The following is a 20,757-nucleotide window of genomic DNA, read 5'->3' as shown; positions in this document are numbered from 1 at the left end:
GTTAGTTTTTTTTATATTTATCAGGTTTATTTTCTTTTATATAATTTGAGAAAATTTTTAAAAAATCTTCTGTTTCGTCAATTGAAAGATTTTCAGTATCAAAATACTTATCTAGTAAAGCACCCTTTTGTATTAATTTTCGAGTTCTTTCTTTTCTTTTTTTTGTACTTTCAAGGTATTTTGATTTTTTTAAAATTGAATTTTCACGTTCAATTTTTTTCTGAATTTCTTCTTTTTTAGAAATTAAATTTTCAAGTTGATTACTCATAAGCAATCAACCTTAAAAATTGTTTTCAGTTTTTTCATGAACTGAATTAATGTTTTCATCAGAAACACAATCATTAGATTTTTCAGTTTCATCAGAACCATTTTTTCCTTTTAAAAATTCTGAAAATTCTTTAGTTAATTCTTTGATTTTATCAGTAGTCAATTTTGAATAATCAAGATTAGACAATTTGATGATTTCATGACCTACTTTATTATCAATTTTTTTCTTTTCGTTTTTAATTTTTTCGTTTAGCTTATTTAATTTTTCTTGTTGTTTTTCTAAACTAGATAATGTCATAAGTACACCTCACTTGATTTTTATTGACCGTAACAAGATAATATCATAATCAAAATTATATGTCAACAGATTTGTTGCTAAAAACCAAAAAAAATAGTAAAATGGAATTAAGATTTAGAAGCGTCAGCAGACCGAGCGAAGCGAGGACAATGCGCACTTACACACCACTCCAAAATTGGGTGGTGTAATTGCTCAAAAAAATGGTATAAGAAGTTGCCTTTGGCAACAACAAAAAAACAAAAAAACAAGGGAAAGGAGAAACTAAGGTATGGCAATATTTCACATGAATTTTAGTAATATTAGTGCTGGTAAGGGAAGAAGTGCAGTAGCTAGTGCAAGTTATAGAAGTGGCGAAAAACTTTATAGCGAAATGGAAAATAAAACTTATTTTTATGATCGTAGTATCATGCCTGAAAGTTTTATCCTTTTACCTGAAAATGCACCTGAATGGGCTAAAGATAGACAAAAATTATGGAACGAAGTTGAAGCAGTTGACCGTAAAGTAAATTCAAGATATGCAAAAGAATTTAACGTTGCTTTGCCTATTGAATTATCAGAAGATGAACAAAAAGAACTATTGACCGAATATGTTCAAAAAACATTTGTTGATAAAGGTATGGTTGCAGATGTTGCAATTCATAGAGATCATGATGAAAACCCTCATGCTCATGTCATGCTTACAAATAGACCGTTTAATGCTGACGGAAGCTGGGGACAAAAGGCTAAAAAAGAATATATTTTAGATGAAAATGGAAACAAAACTTATACAGCTAATGGTCATGCAAGAAGTAGAAAAATTTGGCTTGTTGACTGGGATAAAGTAGGTAAAGTTGAAGAATGGAGAAAAGCATGGGCAGACCATGTTAATTCTGTTTTTCAAGAAAAAAATATTGATGAAAGAATTAGTGAAAAAACACTAGAAGCACAAGGTATAAATGATATTGCAACGCAACACGTAGGAGTGACTGGAAATCGTGATGAACGTGCTGAATTTAATAAACTTGTTTTAGAAAATAGACAACATAAAGCAGAACTAGAAAACCTTGACGAAAAAATCAATAATGAACTTAAAGTTAAGCAACTAAAAAACTTCTATTCTTTCAATGAAAAGAAAGTTATTGCTGAATTGAGTAAAGAGTTGCATACTTTTATTGATTTAGAACACCTTGAAGAAAAAAATAAAATGCTTTTCAACTGGAAAAATAGTGTTTTAATTAAGCAAATTGTTGGTAAAGATGTTTCAGAAGAATTAAACAAAGTTAGTCAACAAGAATTTTCACTTGATAATGCAAATCGTTTGATTGATAGAGTTGTAGATAGAAGTATAAAAGCTATGTATCCGACCGTAGATAGCAATGCTTTTTCTATGCCTGAAAAGCGTCAATTAATCAGAGAAACAGAGAGCGAAAATAAAGTATTTACTGGTGCAGAACTAGACGATAGATTATCAATGATTAGAGCAGATAGTTTAAATAGGCAAATAGTTGCTTTAACTAAGCGACCATTTACAAGTTTAACTATGCTTTCAAAACAAGAAAAATATCATATTGATAACATCAATAATGTTTTAGCTTATCAAGGATATAACTATGAAAATATTGAAATGTCACATGGTAAAATTTTACGAAATTATGAATCAGAAGAATTTTCAAAAGAACTCGATATTATTCAACGTAGTCTTAAACAAATTAATTCTATTGAAGAAGTAAGAAAAATTGTAGAACAACAATATTCTGTTGTTCTTGGAACAATTTTCCCTGATAGTGAATTAAATAAACTAAGTTTAGTTGAAAAAGAAAAAACATATAATGCAGTAATCTATTTCAACCCAACGATCAAAAAACTTACTCAAAGTGAATTAGAAAATATTGTTAAAGAACCGCCAATTCTATTTTCTACAAAAGAACATAATCAAGGACTTTCTTATCTTGCTGGAAGAATAAGATTAGAGGATATAAACAATAAACATCTGACAAGAGTTTTGAAATTTGAGGGAACAAAAAAACTCTTTATTGGAGAAGCTAAAGCAGATAAAAATATTGATCCTGAATTGCTAAAAGAAGCAACAAACAGGAATGATAAACAGTCCTATAAAAATGAATTTTATAGAGATAAAAATATGGAAAACTACCAATCAGTTGCCTATTCAGATACAAGCCCAGCAGAATATATGAATCGTTTATTTAGTGGAGTTTTGATTAGTGTTTTATATAATAATGAAAACCAACATAAAAAAGGGTTAGAAGAAGTTGAATGGGACATGGAAAGAAAACACCGTGAACATACCAAAACAGGTGGTTTAAGCAGGTAAAAATAGCAAAAAAAATAGTAACCAAAAAATGAGCATAATATGCTCATTTATGTTATACTTAATTTATAAATCAAAGAAAGGAGATGTATTTGAAAAGTTCAGAGTGGCACAGCCTATCAAAAGCAAGTGAGATTCTAGGACACGGAACATCTTATGTTAGCTTGTGGTTACGTCGGCATGAAAAAGACATGCCAGAGGGAATGATTATTGCGTCAGGAAATAGCAAGTTAATATCAGATCAAGGGATCGAATGGATAAAAAAGAACACAAAAAAAGAGGGCGTCCTCGTAAGCAATAAACGTGCTTTTGAGGATAAATATCTAATACTTCCACTATTAGATAAAGCCCTAAATAACTATTTTACCTTTTTTAAAAATTTAAGTCTATTGTTGATCTATTCAAGAGTTACTTTGAAAGTAGGTAGATAAATGAAAAGTGAAAAGTGGCAAGGGATAAGCGGAACTTTAATTCATGATGAAACTAAAGGAATTATTATTGATAAAAATGAAAAAAGTGATAGCTTAGATTATTTTTCTGAAAAATTAAAAACAGACGGAAAACCACTTAAAGAAGTAAGAGAAAAAATGATAAAGGATAGTATTAAGAGAGATCTCAAAACTAATCCTTTGCATTTGAAAGCATGGTTTGATAAAAAGTATGACAATGATAATTCTGAAAAATCTAAAGAAATTAATTCTGACAAACCTACTTTACAATATAAACAAATAAAAAGTGATATTTCATTTTTTGGAGAAAGCTTTTTAGAGGGTTTCTTAGGTTTTTATGGTTTTGAACTAGATAATGCAGTTTCAAGATATGAATCAAATCTTCAAATCATAGAAACAAAGGAGCTGGGAATAGATGATGAAGCTAAATATTTTTTAGGTACAAGTCAAAAAGGAGAATTTAAAAAAGCAACATCTGAATTGCCAAGCAAAAGTATTGCGGAGGAAGAACTACAAAAATTCTTTTCAAAAGAAAAGAAACAAGTTCAAACTCAAAGTATCGAACTTACAAAAGATACTGATGAATGAAAGGAGAAGTTCATGAATAAATTAGGAAAAGGGAAAGTTGCTAAATTAGCAACAAGTACCCTAACTGCTGGTTATCTTATGGTAATGACAGCACAAACAGCGTTCGCTGCGGACGGTACAGCTATACAAGGTAAGCTGACGACCGCTGCAAACACTATTAAAGGTATTTTAACAGGAATTGTCGTTTTAGTAGGTGTCTGTGTAGCTTTGTTTATTATTATAAAACGGTTGCCTGACGCAGATGATCCGAGAGAGAAATCTGAAGTTTTTAAAAGCGTCGGACGGGTAGCGGGGCTTGTAGCCCTCGCAGCCGCCATTGTATGGCTATTGCCGTGGGTTTACAGTCTTTTAACTTAATATAAAAAGGAGTTAGTCAAATGAAAAAAGGTAAAGAATTTATTTTTCCTGAAAATGTCGATAAAGATTATGGAATTTGGAAAGATTATACCTTAAAAGATTTTGGCTATGGAATTTTAACTTTATTATGTGGTTTAGTATTCATTGTACTGCCACCATATCCCTTATTTTTTGTATTAGGCAAGATTATAATTGTCGTAATAGCCATGACAGTTGTCATGGCTATTTTAACAATAAAACCTATTTCTTCAAGAAAAAATATAAAGGTTAGAGATCATTTAAGGTTAAAACGAAAATATTCTCATAGTCAGAAATTATATTATTTAAAACCGCAAAAAAGGGGTATTAAAGATGAATTTGAAAAATAAAAAATCTAAAAAATCAGCATTGGACTGGGAATATGTACCACCTAAAATTAATGGCGGTAAAGAAACTATTGATGATATGAGTTTAATTGTCGGAATGTACGATAACTATCAAGTAACTAAAACAGGAAATTTAGTAGGAATACTTGAAGTAAGTGGTATTAATCTTGATTTATTAAATGATAACGAACAACAAGATGTCTTTAATGATTACGGAGCTTTCCTTATGAGTACATTAGGAGAGGGAGTAGACGATACTTTACAATTCATAGAACCTACCATACCAGTTAATATGACAGCATATATTAATGGACTAAAACGTAAGTATTTAGATTTAAAATTAAACCACCCTGAACAAGAATTTAAAATAAACTTGCTGGCAAGTTATTTAGATCATTTCACAACAGTTCAAAATTCAAAAAATATGACAACAAAACAGCATTTATTGATTGTCAAAGTGAAAATAAAAGATAAGTCAGTTGAGAGTTTAGATTTAGCAGTAAATAATCTTGATGAAAAAATTAATCAAGTGAAGCGTGATTTAGAAAATGCACTAGCTGATTTTGACTTAACAGCTAAGATTTTACCAAGTCAAGAAGTGCTGGAAGTGCTGAAAAACCTTATTAATTTTAAAGGATAAGAGGTAAGGATATGAATTTAAGTGATAAAGTTATGGACTTAATTATGCCTAACTCAAAAAAGAAAAATGAAATTATTGTAGATGAAGAACAACAGCAAAAGAAAAGTAAGCAAGATAATTTCATGGAATCAATCGACCGTGACAGTCTACACTCACTTTTTCCTTTTAGCTGGGAACAATACCCAACTTATGTTCAATCAGGCGAAAATTTCATGAGAACAATTGCAATTGCTGATTATCCGAAGCGTGTTTATGGAAATTGGTTATCAGAATTAAAAAGAAAAAAAGGCTCAATTGATATTGTTCAGTACATTGATAGTGCAAGTAACAATTCAATGATTACTTACTACAAAAAAACAATTCAAAATAAAGAAGCTCAATTGTTAAATACCTTTGATCCATATAAACAAAAGGTATTAAAAAATTACATTGATAGTGCCAATATGCAATTAGACAAGTATTTAGATAATTCTACTACCTTTGTTTATCAACACATGCTTGTATATTTAAGAGCAGATTCTCTAGCTGAATTAGATGATTTAACAGAAAATGTTAGAAATACACTTATCAAATTACAGATGAAGCCTTTGATACCAGTAAAAGCGACTTTTCAAGGGTTTTGGTCTACAATGCCAATTAATGAGAACTTATTAGGAGATTATACCTACAAAGAAAGCAATACAGAAGTTGCTAGTAGTATGTTTCCCTTTGACGACGCAGAAATTCTTGATTTAAAGCCTAGAAGTGATATTGAGGGAATAAACAAAGATACAAACTCACTAATTGCTATTGATATGCTGGATAGAAACACTACCCTTAATCAAAACATGGTAGTTATTGGAACATCTGGAGTTGGTAAAACAACCTATATGATCCAAAAAATATTACGTTACGCAATTCAAGATTATCAAATTTATATCATTGACCCTGAAAATGAATATACAAGAATAGTTGAAGCATTAGGCGGTTCAGTTCTACATTTAACATCAAATGCAAAATACAAAATAAACCCTTTACAAATATTTTCAGAAGAAATATTGAGTGCAGATGAAGCAGTCACTAACCTTGATGAATTAGTAAAGGATAAAATTCAACGATTAAAAGGTTTTTTTGAAGTTTTAAAAGATGATATGACACAAGTTGAAAAAGCGATTATGGATAATATAGTTAAAAACGCATATATCAATAGTGGAATTTTAAAATATAACCGTCTAAACGAAATTAAGAATGAGCAATGGCCCACTCTTAGCAACGTTTATGACGAACTAACAAAATTATCAGAAAAAGATCCTGAAAAATTTAAAACAATTAAAGATTTTTACTTTATTTTAGGTAGTTATACGCATGGATCAAACACTTTGTTTGACGGAGCAACCAACATTAATTTAGATACAAAAATTGTATCTTTTGACTTAAAACCATTGCAAAGCGAACAAGAGGTACAAGCTGGTGCATACTTAAATACGTTTCAATATTTATGGGACGAAATCACAAAAGACCGCAAAAAAAGAAAAAAATTGTTTGTTGATGAATTTCACTTTCTAACTTTGCACAAATCAGCGTCTACTTTCTTCCACCAAGCCTATAAACGTTTTAGAAAATATAACGCTGGGGCGATTGCTGGAACACAACAAATTCAAGATGTTATTGAGGGGCAAACAGATAGCGGACAAAATATTGGAGAAGCCATTATTGGTAACAGCTTTACAAAAGTTTTCTTTGGACTTGACGGTAAAGGGGTAGATGATATTACCTCAAAATTAAGAATGAACTTTTCTGAAAAAGAAAAGAAATTGTTAGAACGTAGACGACAAGGGGACGCTTTAATAATCTATGGAAGCCAACGTGCATTTATGAACGTAGAGCTTACAGAGGAAGAATTAAGACTGATTGATCCAGAAGCATATAAAGAAAAATATGATAGAGAAACAGCAGAACAACCTAGTTATCAAAAAAGAGTTGTTCTAACACCAACTGAAATAGAAATGTTGACTACTACCGAAGAAAAAGGGGGAGTAGATAATGGTTAAGAAAAAATATGACCTGTTAAATATTGAAATTGGTACTTTTAAGCGGTCTAATGATAAACTTTCAATCAAAATTGATAAATCACAATTTAGATATGATAGTTTATCTGAATTAAATGAATTAAAAAAACATCAAGAAAACTTTATTGACTTAGATAGTATTGTTGAGCAAGAAAATCAAGTCATATTGACTTATAAACTTTCAAAAAATGCTAAATCTTTGAAAGAATTAATCAAAGAAAAAAAAGCAATTAGGACATCAATTGCTAAACGTATTATGAACCAAGATATATTGAAAGATGATACTTATCGTATTTCTTTAAACCCAGCGAATATATGGTACTATCCTATGAACCATGTTTGGTATGTTTATAAAGCCAATGAAGCTATGCCCTTTGATGATAATTTTAGTCCATTAATGAAGTACAAAGCCTTAGTTCTTTACTGTCTTACTGGAATAGCTTACGAAAGATTATTGAACGAGCCGAAAGAAGCTCTTATAAATAATCAAGATCCAATGGTTTTACAAGTTCTAAATTCTGAAAATATCGAAGATCTAAAACTTGCGATTAATAGTATTGACGATTCTATTTCTTATCAAGAATGGCAAAAAGTAGATACAAAAGAAAAAAAGACTAAAAGAAAATTTATTATCACAGCAAGCTCAATTGCAATTGTCGGTTTATTATTGGTTGGAATGGTACATAAAAATGACCAAAAAAAATTGATAGCATTGGAAGATAAGCAAAAAATAGAACTCACAAAATTAAAATATTCTAGCATGGTTCAAAGTTCACTAGACAATAAAAACTGGAAAGAAGCTAGTGAAGCTATGAAAAAAGCTGGATATAGCAAAGAAAAGCAAACTAAAACCTTTTTATCTTTAAAAGAGTATCAAGAAGCCATTAATGCAGATCCAAAAGAATTAAATACAGTAGTTAATGAAATTTATAAAAACAATGATGAAAAGGTTGTTTTAGACCTAGAATTGCCTACTGGAACAGAAGAAAAAATTAATGATGAACTAAAAATAGAGAAAGCTATTGTTAGTTATGATAGTGAAACACTAGCAAGTCAATTATCCTTTGAAGAAAACAAAGATGTTCTGTTAAGAATGGGACAAGCATTTTTAGAAAATAATGATATGCAAGACGCACAAAGTGTTCAAACAAAACTTTTTGGTTTAGATGAAACAAAAGGCGATTATCTTAAATCTATGATTGATCTACAAACAGCAACAGATAAAGTTAAAGACAGTCAGAAAAAACTTGATGAAGCTAATAAGATTGATAATAAAGATAAAAGCAAAGGCGACAAAGTTAAAGTTGCTAAATCTAATTTAGATAGTGCGAAAAAAGATGAAAAATTGGCTAAAGATAAGGTGGATAGTTTAAAGAATAAAATAGGTGCTTAATATGCAGATGTTTTCATTAAAATACAAAGCAAAAAAATATAAACTCATTATCTATTTATTTGCTGGCTTTATTTTATTTCTGATTATGGTTATTGCGTCACTTACTGGCGGTCTTTCAGAAAATGATTGTGACAATAATACAGTTTCTATCACAGCCAATAGTGCGTCACAAAAAGAAAATGCTAAAGTTATCTATGATTTTTTAGTAAAAAATTATGGAGCAACTCCACAAGGAGCAAGTGGAGTTTTAGGAAACTTACAACAAGAAAGTCAACTTGATCCGAAGTCTATTGAAAGACCAGCAGATACATTATCAGGACATGGGCTTGCACAATGGACTGCTGGAAGAACTACAAATTTAATGGACTTTGCAAAAAGCAAGAATAAAGAGTGGGACAATTTAGGTTTACAACTTGAATTTTTAGATAGTGAATTAAAAGGTTCAGAAAAACAAGCAATACCAGCACTTAAAGCACTTAGTGTAGAGCAAGCAACAATAGACTGGCAAAAATTGTTTGAAAGAGCTGGCAAACCAGTTTTATCAAATCGACTTAATTATGCAAATAAATGGTTTGCACAGTTTGGTACAAGCGATCCAATTTCAGCAAATGCACAAGATAATGCTTCAAATGGAGCTATTGAAAATGTAGCACTCAATTGTGGTAGTTTAAACGATACAGGAAGTTCAAGTGACTTAGTAAAATCAGCAAAAACAATGAAAGGTTACTTCTACTATGTTCAAGCCCACCCAAGTTCAGACTTAGGAACTGATTTTAAAAACCCTAACAAATCAGGGGGGACTGACTGTTCAGGTTTTGTATGGCTTGCTATGAATAAATCAGGTTATAAAGTACCAGCGAACATGGGGTGGTTTACTGGATCAATGGCAAGTGACGCTAGAGGTTCACATCAATATTTAAAAGAAATTACACCAAGCCAAGCTAAAGCTGGCGATATTGTAATTGTGAATCAAGGTATAGGAGCTGGAAACAACGGACATACCGCTATATTACTTGAAAATTGGCATGGAAAAGAAACAAAAATCATTCAAGAGGGCGGAGATCAAACAGGTCACGTTAACGAGGGACAGTTTGGAACATCATTTTCAATTTTGCTAGACGGTGGAGATGTAGTTTTAGCAAGACCAGTCGCTAAATAAGGAGGAAAACAGATGAAGCGATCACACATAATTTCATTATCTGTACTAGGTATATTATTAGTTGGTTCATTATCAGTAAACGTAATTCAAAATTCTACAAACAATCATGTGAAAACTCAATTAGAACAACAAGAAAATCAAAATAAAGATATTAATCAAAAATTATCTACAAAATCACGAGAAAATAAATTTTTAAAAAGTGAGGTAGACGGTTTTAAAAAGTTTGAAAACAACAAAGATAAAAGTCAGTCTGAATTAAATTTTGACAATATCACTAATAAGTTTTTAACTACAATGTTTACCTTTGAGCCTGATACTTATAATAATCGGAAAGATAATCTTAAAGGGTTAATTTCAGATAATTTATATAATAAATATTTCCCTAAAAATACTAATTATGGGGACGCAAACAACGTTTCATCTAAACTTGATAAAGCTACAATTTATACGCAAGCAAAACAAGGAAATGAACTTAAAGGACTAGCAGTAGTTACTTTTGAAAGTAAGAGTGGTGATAACGAATGGAAAAAAGAAACTGATTTATATCAAATAAAATTTGATACCACTAATAATCAGATTACAGATGTTCAAAATTTAGGTAGTAGTTTTAAGGCAAGTGATGTTGAATAAATGGATCAAAGGTATTATTTCAGTAGTAGTGGCTACTGGCTTAATATCCTATGTAGTTCATAACTACATTAATTTTGTAGAAAAAAAACAAAATGTAGTCACAATAGATAAAAAAAAGAATAAAACTTTATTCTTTTATCGTGACGATTGCAAAGACTGTCAAAAAGTATTTCATCATGTTTATTGGAAAAATGTATTCAATAAAAATATAGAATTTGTAAATATGAATCAAAAAATGAACAGAAAATACATTAAAGAATATGATTTAAAATCAGTACCTAGTTTTGTAAATAAAAATGAAATTTATTCAGGTACAAAAATTTCAGATATAGATCATATTATGGAGAATAACAAATGAAAGATAACATAATAAAAATCATTAAAAGTGTTGTTCCATATCTCTTATCTTTATTAGCTGGACTTTACTTAATAGTAATTTTTACAGGTTCATTTATGGGGTTAGCTCAATATAAAATTGCTTTTACTGAAAAATTTTCAGATGTTTTAAAAGAATTAGCTTTGCACCCCTTGTCACATTATTTAGCCTATATTCACGAAAAAAACCCCCTTGCTATTATTTTAAGCATTGCACTTATTTTGTACCTCATCTATTTTGCTTTAAGAAGAAAAAAAGCGAAAGGTTCATGGGAAACCGCAGATACAGAAACACACGGTAGTGCAGACTGGGGAAATTCTAAAGAACTATTTTCAAAATATTTTGGAGTAGGTCAAAAGAAATTAAAGGAAGATTTTGATAACAGTATAGATCAAGAAATTATTGATAAATTGAATAAAGAGAGGGTGGAAGAATGAACGGTACAATTTTAGGTGTTTTAGATAATAAAATTATTTATCAAGATAATACAATTAAACCCAATCGAAATGTCATGGTTATTGGTGGTTCAGGATCATACAAAACACAATCAGTAGTTATTACTAATTTATTCAATGAAACAAAAAATTCAATTGTGGTTACAGATCCAAAAGGGGAGCTTTACGAAAAAACCGCTGGAATTAAACTTGCACAAGGTTATGAAGTCCATGTAGTCAATTTTGCAAATATGGCTCATAGTGACCGATACAACCCTTTTGATTATATTGAAAGAGATATTCAAGCGGAAAGCGTAGCTACAAAAATTGTTCAATCAGAGAATGCAGAGGGTAAAAAAGATGTTTGGTTTAGTACCCAAAGACAGCTTTTAAAAGCTCTCATATTGTTTGTAATGAAAGAACGAAGTCCTGAACAGAGAAACCTTGCTGGAGTTATTAATGTTTTACAAACTTTTGATAGTGAACCTATCAATAAAGATGAAAATAGTGACCTCGATAATTTATTTTTAGCTCTAAAAATAACCCACCCAGCAAGGATAGCTTATGAACTAGGCTTTAAAAAAGCTAAAGGGGAAATGAAAGCAAGTATCATTTCAAGTTTATTAGCAACAATTAGTAAGTTTACTGATGAAGAAGTATCTAATTTTACAAGCATTTCAGATTTTCATTTACAAGATATAGGTAGAAAAAAAATTGTTCTTTATGTAATCATACCAGTTATGGATAATACCTATGAAAGTTTTATCAATTTATTTTTCTCACAAATGTTTGATGAACTATACAAGCTGGCTTCAAGCAACGGAGCAAAACTACCACAAGAAGTTGATTTTATTCTTGATGAATTTGTCAATTTAGGTAAATTTCCAAAGTACGAAGAATTTTTAGCAACTTGTCGTGGATATGGAATTGGAGTTACAACGATCTGTCAAACACTTACTCAATTACAATCACTTTATGGAAAAGAAAAAGCTGAAAGTATTTTAGGAAACCATGCGGTTAAAATATGTTTAAATGCGTCAAACGAAGCAACAGCAAAATATTTTAGTGAGTTACTCGGAAAATCAACGGTTAAAGTTGAAACTGGAAGTGAAAGCACTAGTCACAGCAAAGAAACAAGCACTAGTAAAAGTGATAGTTACAGTTATACAAGCAGACAGTTAATGACACCTGATGAAATTATAAGAATGCCTGATACACAAAGTTTATTAATATTTACCAATCAAAAACCTATTAAAGCAACAAAAGCATTTCAATTTAAACTTTTTCCTGACGCAGATAGTAAAGTCAAATTAGAACAAAATAAATATGTCGGCATAACTAGTAAAAGCCAACTTGAAAAATACAATGATCTATCTGTTAAATGGGAAGAAAAATTAAAAAGTCTAAAAAATATAACAGTTACAGAAGAAGAAGAAAAAGATCTTCAAGATAATATAGATTCAGATTTAGAAGCAATGAATAACGAAAATAGCGGAGTAGATAATTCTACTACCGAAACTGATAAAATAGCTGAAACAGAAGCTAAAGAAGCACAAGTGGAAGCCGAAGCCGAAACAGAAGCTAAAGAAGTACAAGCGGAAGAAAAAAACTTTGATCAAGTAGTTCTATAAGGCCCAGCGTACACATAACCCCCTAAAATCCATATAAGAGATTTGAACTTTATTTTTTGTTATATAATCCATAAACAAACAATATTTCTATTCTTTGTAAGCCTCATAAACGCTCGTTTAGGGCTTTTTTAGTTTCTTCGCACATTTGAGTTTATAGAATATCTTATTAAACAAACTCATATGTATGCATAACTTAACAGTTTTGCATATGATATTAAATTGTGATAAAATCAACTCATGTGGATGTGCAAATATTATATGCGAATCAAAGGAGCGAAATATGGTAAAAAAAGAGTATCTTAGTCGAAAAGATTTAAACAGTAGAGAAACTTTAGCATATGAATATATGCTTGACGGATTGAGTCTTAAACGAATAGCTAAGTCTACGGGTTATCAGTGGAATACGATCAAACGTTTTAAAAGCCTTTGGTTTGATAATGAAGGTAATTCAAGATTGGAGAAATTTTAATGATGAAAAAGTCAGGGGAGCTATTACAGAATACGCTTATTCCGTTTTTAAAGGGTACTTTTGATAATTATCAGGAAGAACATCAAAATAGTGAGTATGAGAGTTTTTCTTTTAGCATTAATCAATATAGTTTTCGTAATAGACTTGCTAAGAAAACACCGACTAAAAAGGGATATTTCGTTGTTTTCTGGGAGAAAGATAATAACAATAAAAATAAAGCATTTGATTATAAAAACAGTCCTGATTTTTTAATTGTTAATGTGTTTGATAATGAACACAAAGGACTATTTGTATTTCCGAAGTCAGAGTTATTAAAGCAAAAAATATTAAGAACATCTCAAGTTAAAGGAAAAATGGCAATACGAGTTTATCCTTTATGGGAACAAAGTTTAAATAAAACAGCTGAAAAAACACAACAATGGCAACTGGATTATTTTATAGATTTATCTTGTAAGACTGTAGATTACAATAAATTAGAAGATATCTTAAAACTAGGTGAAGTACAATGAAATATGGTTATGCAAGGGTTTCAACAAATGAGCAAGATTTAGCGAATCAATTAGAACAGTTAAAGAATGCTGGGGCAGAAAAAATTTATAGTGAAAAATACACAGGAACAAAACGTGACCGCCCCAAACTCGATGAATTGCTTTCTATTCTTTCAGAAGGTGATGAATTAATTGTCGCAAAACTAGATAGACTTTCGCGTTCTGTCCAGCAAGGAACAGAATTAATTTCAGAGCTACAAGAAAAGGATGTTGTTGTAAATATTCTTAATATGGGAAGAATTGATAGGACCCCCAACGGTAGCCTTATGTTGAATATGTTTTTAGCCTTTGCGCAATTTGAACGAGATATGATTGTTCAAAGAACCCAAGAAGGTAGAGAATATCAAAGACAACATAACCCAAATTATCGAGATGGTCGAAAACCAAAGAAAACAACGCAACAGATTAAAGAAATACTGGACTACTTAAGAGTTCATACGTATACAGAAACAGCTCGATTGTTTGAATTGGATAAGTCAACAATCGTGAGATATAAACAAAGGTATGGTCAAAATAAAAAGTAAAGGAAACAACATTTTATCACCTTACCAATAAGGAGGCTTAATATTTGGGCGCATATAAACTGACTTCATCGGCACAGCAAGAAGCATTATTATCTTTAGATAAACTATCAAAGGATGAGTTTCAGGGATATTTTAGCTTTTCACGGTCGGATGTGAAGTTTATTCTCTCTCACAGAGGTGTTGAAAACAGATTAGGAATCGGTCTGCAGTTGTGTCTTGCTCGATATCCAGGAATTTCTTTAAATTCGGTTGATAAAGTATCAAAATCTTTAGTTGAGTACGTTGCTGACCAACTAAAGATATCAACTATAGACTTAGATAACTATTTAAGTAAGAAAAATACCCCCTTAGTGCATTTAAAGAAAATTTGCAGACACTATAATTATTCCCTATATTCTTCAAAAGCATCGGATTATTTGAAAAATATTCTAAATGAAGCGATACAAGAAAATAATGATGAACTTTTTCTAATTAATTTAGCTATTTATCGATTAAGAGAACAACATATCTTACTTCCAGAACTTTCAGAGATCGAACGTTTGATTTCAACTATTCGACAGAATCACGAAAAATATCTCTACAAAAAAATAATTGAACTTTTGTCTGAGAATCAAAAGGAACAATTAGATAGCTTACTAGTAGTAAATTTGGATACCAAAAAATCTAAACTAGCCTGGTTGCAAGATATTAGTGGAAAACCAAGTAAAGATACCATTCTATCAATTTGCGACCGGATATCGGTTATTAAAGAGTTGAAACTGGAGCAGTTAACATTTTCGTTTACCAATGAGAAGAGATTAAGTCAGATAGCAAGATTAACAGAACGATATCATGCTTTTGACCTACGCAGATTTGAAGAAACAAAAAGATATGCTTTGCTTGTAGTTTATTTAATTCGTTATAGAAAAGCTCTAATTGATTTGGCAATTGAAGTACATAATAAAATTGTACAATCAATTAAACGAAGTGGGTTACACAAGAAAAACGAAGAAAATAAAAAAACGGGCGAGCAATCTAACCGCATGTTAAAGCACTTTTCTCAGGTTGTTAGTATGCTGGATCACGCAATTTGTAATAATGATTTTCAAAACTTAGCCCGCCAATTAAAACAATCATTCGATTGGAACGAGCTGATTGAAGAAGGACAACAAGCAGCTCTAATTGCTAGTCCCAGAAAGAGAACTTATATGGGTTTAGTACAGTATAAAGCTCAATATATTCGAGGATACTTACCAAGACTAGTAGAAACACTTGATTTTAAATCACCTAGAATGGATGATGATGGTTTAATTAATGCGCTCAGATTAATTACTGTATTGAAGAAAGAAAACAAACGGAAAATACCTGTAGATATTGAATTAAATTTTGTTAAAAAGCCATGGCAATCTCTCGTCAAAAACCCAGATGGGACAATTGATCGTTCTTATTTTGAATTAGTTGCTGCTACTGAATTAAATGATCGACTTCGATCAGGAGAAGTTATCGAGCCTCAAAGCGTCTTACACCAGGAATTAGATAATTATCTTGTGAGTTCAGACGCCATGATGGGATCGCATACAATTCCAGATACTTTTAAAGAATATTTATCGTCGAGAATTGAAGTTTTAGAAGAACGACTAGAAGCTTATCAGAAACTTGGAAAATCGTTTGATAGACTTACTATTACTAAAAAAGAAAAAAATACTCCTGAAGAAGCTGAATATTACAAAAAATCATTGTACAAACTGTTACCAGATGTAAATCTTGTCGAATTACTTATTGAAGTCAATAACTGGACGGGGTTTATGGACGAATTTATTCATGAGGCCACCAAAGACTCAGCAAATAAAGAGGAATTAGAAGTATTATTTTCTACATTAATGGCTATGGGCTTAAACATTCGCTTTCAAGATATGGAAAAATCTACGCATATTACTTCCGCTCAAATGGCAAATGCTAAACAATGGCGTATGTCTCCTGAGTCTTTCAAACGAGCACAGTCAGTATTAATTAATAAGCAGATTACTTGTCCTTTTAGTGAATTTTGGGGTGATGGATCAAAGGCTTCCTCAGATGGTCTTCGCATGCAGCTAGGAGTTTCGTCTATTCATTCGGATTTCAATCCTCATTATGGAAATAAAAAAGGGACAACTATCTATCGTCATACTGCAGATAAATATATTTCGCATTATGTCGAAGTGATCGCAACAAATCAACGAGAAGCTGCTAGTGCTATTGATGGTGCCATTGGACATGATACGGAATTAAATATTGAAGAACATTTTTCTGATACAAATGCTTATACTGACACCGCATTCGCGTTATTCCACTTGTTAGGATTCAAATTTGAACCACGAATTAGAGATATTGGTTCAATGAACTTATATACAATAAAATCTCCTGATCAGTATAAAAAAATGCAACCTCTAATTAAGCGCGCTGTCAATTTAAACTTAATAGAAAAGCATTACGATGAAATTAAACAAATCGCTTATTCCATTCAAACAAGAAAAACTAGCGCTAAAATAATTTTAAATAAGCTTGGTTCTTATGCTCGAAAAAATAAAGTCGCCCAGGCATTGAGCGAACTGGGAAAAATTGAGAAAACTATTTTTTTGTTGGAGTATGCGATTAATGAAGATTTACGAAAAGTAATCACACAAATGCTAAATCGTGGAGAACTTATTAATGATTTAGCCAGGGAGTTATTTAATGGTCAGAGAGGAAAGTTTATGGAGAAGGATTTTGAAAAGCAACTTCAAAGTGCAAGTGCTTTGAATATCCTGATTAATGCGATAAGCCTTTGGAATACTGTATATTTGCAACAAGCGTATAACTATTGTAAAAATAGCGAACCAGAAATAACGAAGTATTTAGAGTATACGTCTCCTATAATTTGGAGACACATTAATTTGTTAGGAGAATATAAAATTGATTTAACTACTTTACCCGAAGAACTTCGCGAATTAAATCAAGGTAAGTAAAAAGCCTATCATTTTTAAAATGATAGGCTTTTTACTAAGATTCAGTGATAGAAAAAGACCGATAAATCAATAATATAATCTCTTATATGGATTTTAGGGGGTTATGTGTACGCTGGGCCTAACTGATCTGCCGCAGCAATCTCTGTGGCATCATGAGTAATCATGATCGTTGTCACGTGATCTTGCTCATTTAACTGTCGTAACCAGGCGTGCACGATTTGCTTATTATTTTCATCCAAACCAGCTGTCACCTCATCTAATAACAACACTTTTGGTAAGAATAAGATGTTGCGAATCAGCGCGACCCGCTGCCGTTCACCACCGGAAAGCTCGATAATCGGCTGATGCAGGGTTCGTTCGGACAGCCCAACATTATTTAACGCCGTTACCACTCGTTTCGTATCCATGACCTGCTTACGAATTTGGTACGGGAAAGCTAAGTTATCTGCAACCGTCTCACCAAATAACGTCGGTTGTTGGAAACAATATGAGACTTGCCGCCGATACATGATTGGGTCATAACTTTCAATCGGCTGCCCATCAAAAATCAAGGTCCCACTTGTTTTAGAAATCATGGCCGCAATGATCCGTAATAACGTACTTTTCCCACCACCGGATGGTCCCGTCAATGTAATATGAGCCCCAGCTGGAATCTGCCAATCAACATCATGTAAAATATGTTGATCAGCGATTTGATAATTAACTTTTTCTAAACTAATCAATGAATTCATATGCCCACCCCCGATCGCACAATGATCGGCGCCGACAACAGCCGGATAACAAAGTGCTCAGAAGTCAATAATGTTTGATGTATTAATACACCAACCTGTGTAGCCATTGGCAAAGCCATATGAATCATACCTGAGTCAAAGTGTTCCGTATAACTACGGAGGAGTTCTAATTGAACTTTTAATTTATCATTATTTTCGTTGATCGATCGTTTTTGTCTAGACATACGTTGTCTCCTATCTAGGGAGTATTATATCATTTTATAAAAAAAACAACCCCCGGTATCTACTAGTCAGATAATGAGGGCTGTTTTAGTAGTCTTTTATAGGGGTTATTATATAATTATAGTCCTTATCTCTGATCGAATTTATTTAAATTCATATTTAATGTTTATATCGGGATCTATACTTTTAAACATCGTATCATAAAAGTTTTTTGCTGATTCTCTAATAAGATCTTTGTACTGATTTAAATATTTTTTTTGAGATTCATTAGATAATTTATTAACTGTTAACGCCCCTGTATCAATATCTTCAGTACCTATACTGAGTAATTCCCCTTCTTTATCATATAGCTTATAAGGATTTTTTCTTGACAAGGCGACCCCTATAACTTCAAATTCTGGGATTGTTATTGTATAGTTTTTAGAATCTTCTTTATGAATGGATATTGGTTTTTTAATTCCTAATTTTGCATCATAATTTAAAAGGTTCTGTTGCAAAGTTTTAAATCTACTATCAAATAAGGTAGAATAATAGAAAAAGATAGCAGGAGGAATGACGATGAATCATTTTAAAGGAAAGCAATTTCAGCAGGATGTGATTATTGTAGCCGTGGGCTACTATCTTCGTTATAACCTTAGCTATCGTGAAGTTCAAGAAATCTTATATGATCGTGGCATTAACGTTTCTCATACGACGATTTATCGTTGGGTGCAAGAATATGGCAAACTACTCTATCAAATTTGGAAAAAGAAAAATAAAAAATCCTTTTATTCATGGAAAATGGATGAAACATACATCAAAATTAAAGGAAAATGGCATTATTTGTATCGAGCCATCGATGCAGATGGTTTAACCTTGGATATTTGGTTACGTAAAAAACGGGACACACAAGCAGCCTATGCTTTTCTTAAGCGGTTAGTGAAGCAGTTTGATGAACCGAAGGTTGTAGTCACAGATAAAGCCCCCTCTATTACAAGTGCCTTTAAGAGACTAAAAGAATACGGCTTTTATCAAGGGACAGAACATCGTACCATTAAATACCTGAATAATTTGATTGAACAAGACCATCGTCCAGTAAAGAGACGCAATAAATTCTATCGAAGTTTACGCACTGCCTCTACCACGATTAAAGGCATGGAAGCCATCCGAGGATTATATAAGAAAACCCGAAAAGAAGGCACTCTCTTCGGGTTTTCGGTCTGTACTGAAATCAAGGTATTATTGGGAATCCCAGATTAAATCATAGATGCCGTAAGGGATTTTATTCTTTATTTAAAACTTTGCAACAGAACCGCCCAGAAAATGTAGTATTCCTACTCCCAAATTAAAAAATACAATACTAGATACATATCTAGTATTGTATTTTTAGATAACTGCCAATTAATTTAATAATATCCTTAATTCCAGATGTGGCGTTGAAAAGTTGTACGGATTTTCGTAAGTTTCCAGAATTAATATAGAATTTTGCTTAAGTTTTTTAAGTCTAATTAATTCATCCGTTATCTTATCAGGTTCAATATGTTGTGCTTGAACACAGACATGATCAATATGCAAAATTTTTATGTTTTTTAACTTTGATGAGTGGCCCCGAACTTTTAAGGCAAGAAATTTATCGTAGTTACCATACTGGAGTGAATAATAACACCCAATTCGGTTAAAAAATTCTATTTCTAAATCCTTCAACATAGAGATAGTTTTATTAATTGTATCATAGTACTTATTTGAAAAAAATACATCATCGAAAGGTATCAAGATAAAATCCTCATGAGTTTGCTCTAAATCAACATTAATTGATGAGTCTAGTTTTTGAGATAAGCTTATTTCATTTTGTATATATTCTAAAAATTGCTTATCCTCTTTTAATTGCTTTTCTTTTAATTCTAATATGTTACTAGCTTTTCTAATGATTTCGATCAAATTGATCTCAGTTTCGGACTTAATAAAGTCGTTAAAAGTCCCTAGAGGAATTCCATAATCAGCACATAATTTTATAATTTTCACATATGGAATATGTGCATGAGAGTAATAGCGGTAACCATTATTAGCATCAATTAATGCTGGATGTAAAATGCCGATAGACTCATAATATCTTAAAGCCTTGATATGTATACCAGAATAGCTGCTAAGTTTTCCTATAGTCAAATAATTTTTATTTTCCATTCTTTCTCCTTGACCTTACCGTAAAGGTATAGTTTATAATATCAGTATAACATATAAAAATATTTATATCATTACCCGAATTGCTAGTTGATTATTTAGCCATGACTTGATACCCGATAGAATATCTTAAAGTCTCTGGTTCCAGTGATTTAGCTGATTTTAACAGTAAAGAATACGCTAAAAGTATCATCTCTAAT

Annotated in this window: 23 protein-coding genes and 2 pseudogenes; 18 read left to right on the top strand and 7 right to left on the bottom strand. The window is 31.4% G+C overall.

Annotated features, from left to right (window positions below):
- Position 1: 1 nt before the first annotated feature.
- Together GHI93_RS10585 and GHI93_RS10580 are read right to left on the bottom strand one after the other, a co-directional pair.
- Positions 2 to 268, bottom strand: coding sequence for a hypothetical protein (locus GHI93_RS10585; protein WP_010890660.1), 267 nt, complete (start codon positions 266 to 268; stop codon positions 2 to 4).
- Positions 269 to 280: 12 nt separating this feature from the next.
- Positions 281 to 565 (bottom strand): hypothetical protein, encoded by a 285-nt coding sequence (locus GHI93_RS10580; RefSeq protein ID WP_153497009.1) that lies wholly within the window; start codon positions 563 to 565, stop codon positions 281 to 283.
- A 268-nt stretch (positions 566 to 833) separates the two neighbouring features.
- Here GHI93_RS10580 and mobQ point away from each other — a divergent pair, with 268 nt between their 5' ends.
- The 17 genes and pseudogenes from mobQ (at position 834) to GHI93_RS10495 (ending at position 17,447) form a co-directional block, all read left to right on the top strand.
- Positions 834 to 2,876 (top strand): MobQ family relaxase, encoded by a 2,043-nt coding sequence (mobQ, locus tag GHI93_RS10575; RefSeq protein WP_153497008.1) that lies wholly within the window; start codon positions 834 to 836, stop codon positions 2,874 to 2,876.
- A gap of 89 nt (positions 2,877 to 2,965) precedes the next feature.
- Positions 2,966 to 3,304: a hypothetical protein gene (locus GHI93_RS10570; RefSeq protein WP_230315135.1), complete on the top strand. Its 339-nt coding sequence runs from the start codon at positions 2,966 to 2,968 to the stop codon at positions 3,302 to 3,304.
- Positions 3,305 to 3,910 (top strand): hypothetical protein, encoded by a 606-nt coding sequence (locus GHI93_RS10565; protein ID WP_153497007.1) that lies wholly within the window; start codon positions 3,305 to 3,307, stop codon positions 3,908 to 3,910. It begins immediately after the preceding gene.
- Positions 3,911 to 3,922: 12 nt separating this feature from the next.
- Positions 3,923 to 4,267 (top strand): CagC family type IV secretion system protein, encoded by a 345-nt coding sequence (locus GHI93_RS10560; RefSeq protein WP_010890627.1) that lies wholly within the window; start codon positions 3,923 to 3,925, stop codon positions 4,265 to 4,267.
- Positions 4,268 to 4,287: 20 nt separating this feature from the next.
- Positions 4,288 to 4,635 (top strand): hypothetical protein, encoded by a 348-nt coding sequence (locus tag GHI93_RS10555; protein ID WP_010890628.1) that lies wholly within the window; start codon positions 4,288 to 4,290, stop codon positions 4,633 to 4,635.
- Positions 4,619 to 5,272, top strand: a complete 654-nt coding sequence (gene trsD, locus GHI93_RS10550; RefSeq protein ID WP_153497006.1) for a TrsD/TraD family conjugative transfer protein — start codon at positions 4,619 to 4,621, stop codon at positions 5,270 to 5,272. Before GHI93_RS10555 ends, trsD begins: the two co-directional genes overlap by 17 nt.
- 11 nt (positions 5,273 to 5,283) lie before the next feature.
- Entirely contained in the window at positions 5,284 to 7,302 is a 2,019-nt protein-coding gene (locus GHI93_RS10545) for a VirB4 family type IV secretion system protein (RefSeq protein WP_153497005.1), read from the top strand.
- Positions 7,295 to 8,713 carry a type VII secretion protein EssB/YukC gene (locus GHI93_RS10540; RefSeq protein ID WP_153497004.1) on the top strand — a complete coding sequence of 473 codons (1,419 nt, stop codon included), beginning with the start codon at positions 7,295 to 7,297 and terminating at the stop codon, positions 8,711 to 8,713. Before GHI93_RS10545 ends, GHI93_RS10540 begins: the two co-directional genes overlap by 8 nt.
- Before the next feature lies 1 nt (position 8,714).
- Entirely contained in the window at positions 8,715 to 9,872 is a 1,158-nt protein-coding gene (locus tag GHI93_RS10535) for a phage tail tip lysozyme (RefSeq protein WP_153497003.1), read from the top strand.
- 12 nt (positions 9,873 to 9,884) lie between these two features.
- Positions 9,885 to 10,502 (top strand): hypothetical protein, encoded by a 618-nt coding sequence (locus GHI93_RS10530; RefSeq protein ID WP_153497002.1) that lies wholly within the window; start codon positions 9,885 to 9,887, stop codon positions 10,500 to 10,502.
- On the top strand, positions 10,492 to 10,860 hold the full coding sequence (locus tag GHI93_RS10525; RefSeq protein WP_021166219.1) for a hypothetical protein: 369 nt from the start codon (positions 10,492 to 10,494) through the stop codon (positions 10,858 to 10,860). The genes GHI93_RS10530 and GHI93_RS10525 overlap by 11 nt, the downstream gene beginning before the upstream one ends.
- On the top strand, positions 10,857 to 11,315 hold the full coding sequence (locus GHI93_RS10520) for a hypothetical protein (RefSeq protein WP_010890634.1): 459 nt from the start codon (positions 10,857 to 10,859) through the stop codon (positions 11,313 to 11,315). The genes GHI93_RS10525 and GHI93_RS10520 overlap by 4 nt, the downstream gene beginning before the upstream one ends.
- A pseudogene (locus GHI93_RS10515) lies at positions 11,312 to 12,835 on the top strand (VirD4-like conjugal transfer protein, CD1115 family); the annotation flags it as partial. The gene GHI93_RS10520 and the pseudogene GHI93_RS10515, both read left to right, overlap by 4 nt.
- Positions 12,836 to 13,223: 388 nt before the next feature.
- Positions 13,224 to 13,412 carry a hypothetical protein gene (locus GHI93_RS10510; RefSeq protein WP_003130770.1) on the top strand — a complete coding sequence of 63 codons (189 nt, stop codon included), beginning with the start codon at positions 13,224 to 13,226 and terminating at the stop codon, positions 13,410 to 13,412.
- Positions 13,413 to 13,414: 2 nt separating this feature from the next.
- The gene (locus GHI93_RS10505; RefSeq protein ID WP_014570297.1) at positions 13,415 to 13,921 is read left to right on the top strand and encodes a MepB family protein; all 507 of its coding nucleotides are present in this window, start codon (positions 13,415 to 13,417) and stop codon (positions 13,919 to 13,921) included.
- Entirely contained in the window at positions 13,918 to 14,484 is a 567-nt protein-coding gene (locus GHI93_RS10500; RefSeq protein ID WP_003130773.1) for a recombinase family protein, read from the top strand. The genes GHI93_RS10505 and GHI93_RS10500 overlap by 4 nt, the downstream gene beginning before the upstream one ends.
- Positions 14,485 to 14,528: 44 nt before the next feature.
- Positions 14,529 to 17,447, top strand: coding sequence for a Tn3 family transposase (locus tag GHI93_RS10495; protein WP_068872863.1), 2,919 nt, complete (start codon positions 14,529 to 14,531; stop codon positions 17,445 to 17,447).
- Between the two features lie 101 nt (positions 17,448 to 17,548).
- On the opposite strand, the gene GHI93_RS10490 is transcribed toward GHI93_RS10495, so the two are convergent.
- The 3 genes from GHI93_RS10490 to GHI93_RS10480 form a co-directional block, all read right to left on the bottom strand.
- The gene (locus GHI93_RS10490; RefSeq protein ID WP_153497000.1) at positions 17,549 to 18,178 is read right to left on the bottom strand and encodes an ABC transporter ATP-binding protein; all 630 of its coding nucleotides are present in this window, start codon (positions 18,176 to 18,178) and stop codon (positions 17,549 to 17,551) included.
- Entirely contained in the window at positions 18,175 to 18,402 is a 228-nt protein-coding gene (locus GHI93_RS10485) for a hypothetical protein (protein ID WP_014017392.1), read from the bottom strand. The genes GHI93_RS10490 and GHI93_RS10485 overlap by 4 nt, the downstream gene beginning before the upstream one ends.
- A 141-nt stretch (positions 18,403 to 18,543) precedes the next feature.
- Positions 18,544 to 18,897: a hypothetical protein gene (locus tag GHI93_RS10480; RefSeq protein ID WP_153496999.1), complete on the bottom strand. Its 354-nt coding sequence runs from the start codon at positions 18,895 to 18,897 to the stop codon at positions 18,544 to 18,546.
- Between the two features lie 61 nt (positions 18,898 to 18,958).
- Here GHI93_RS10480 and GHI93_RS10475 point away from each other — a divergent pair, with 61 nt between their 5' ends.
- On the top strand, positions 18,959 to 19,639 hold the full coding sequence (locus GHI93_RS10475; protein ID WP_170272437.1) for an IS6-like element IS1216 family transposase: 681 nt from the start codon (positions 18,959 to 18,961) through the stop codon (positions 19,637 to 19,639).
- A gap of 141 nt (positions 19,640 to 19,780) precedes the next feature.
- Here GHI93_RS10475 and GHI93_RS10470 read toward each other — a convergent pair whose 3' ends face one another.
- Entirely contained in the window at positions 19,781 to 20,560 is a 780-nt protein-coding gene (locus GHI93_RS10470; RefSeq protein WP_017369569.1) for a MerR family DNA-binding transcriptional regulator, read from the bottom strand.
- A 91-nt stretch (positions 20,561 to 20,651) separates the two neighbouring features.
- Positions 20,652 to 20,757, bottom strand: a pseudogene (locus tag GHI93_RS10465) (IS982 family transposase); the annotation flags it as partial.

Source organism: Lactococcus hircilactis (assembly GCF_009601015.1).
GTDB lineage: Bacteria > Bacillota > Bacilli > Lactobacillales > Streptococcaceae > Lactococcus > Lactococcus hircilactis.
The sequence above is the reverse complement of the archived record's forward strand: the minus strand, read 5'-3'. Positions and strand labels throughout refer to the sequence as shown.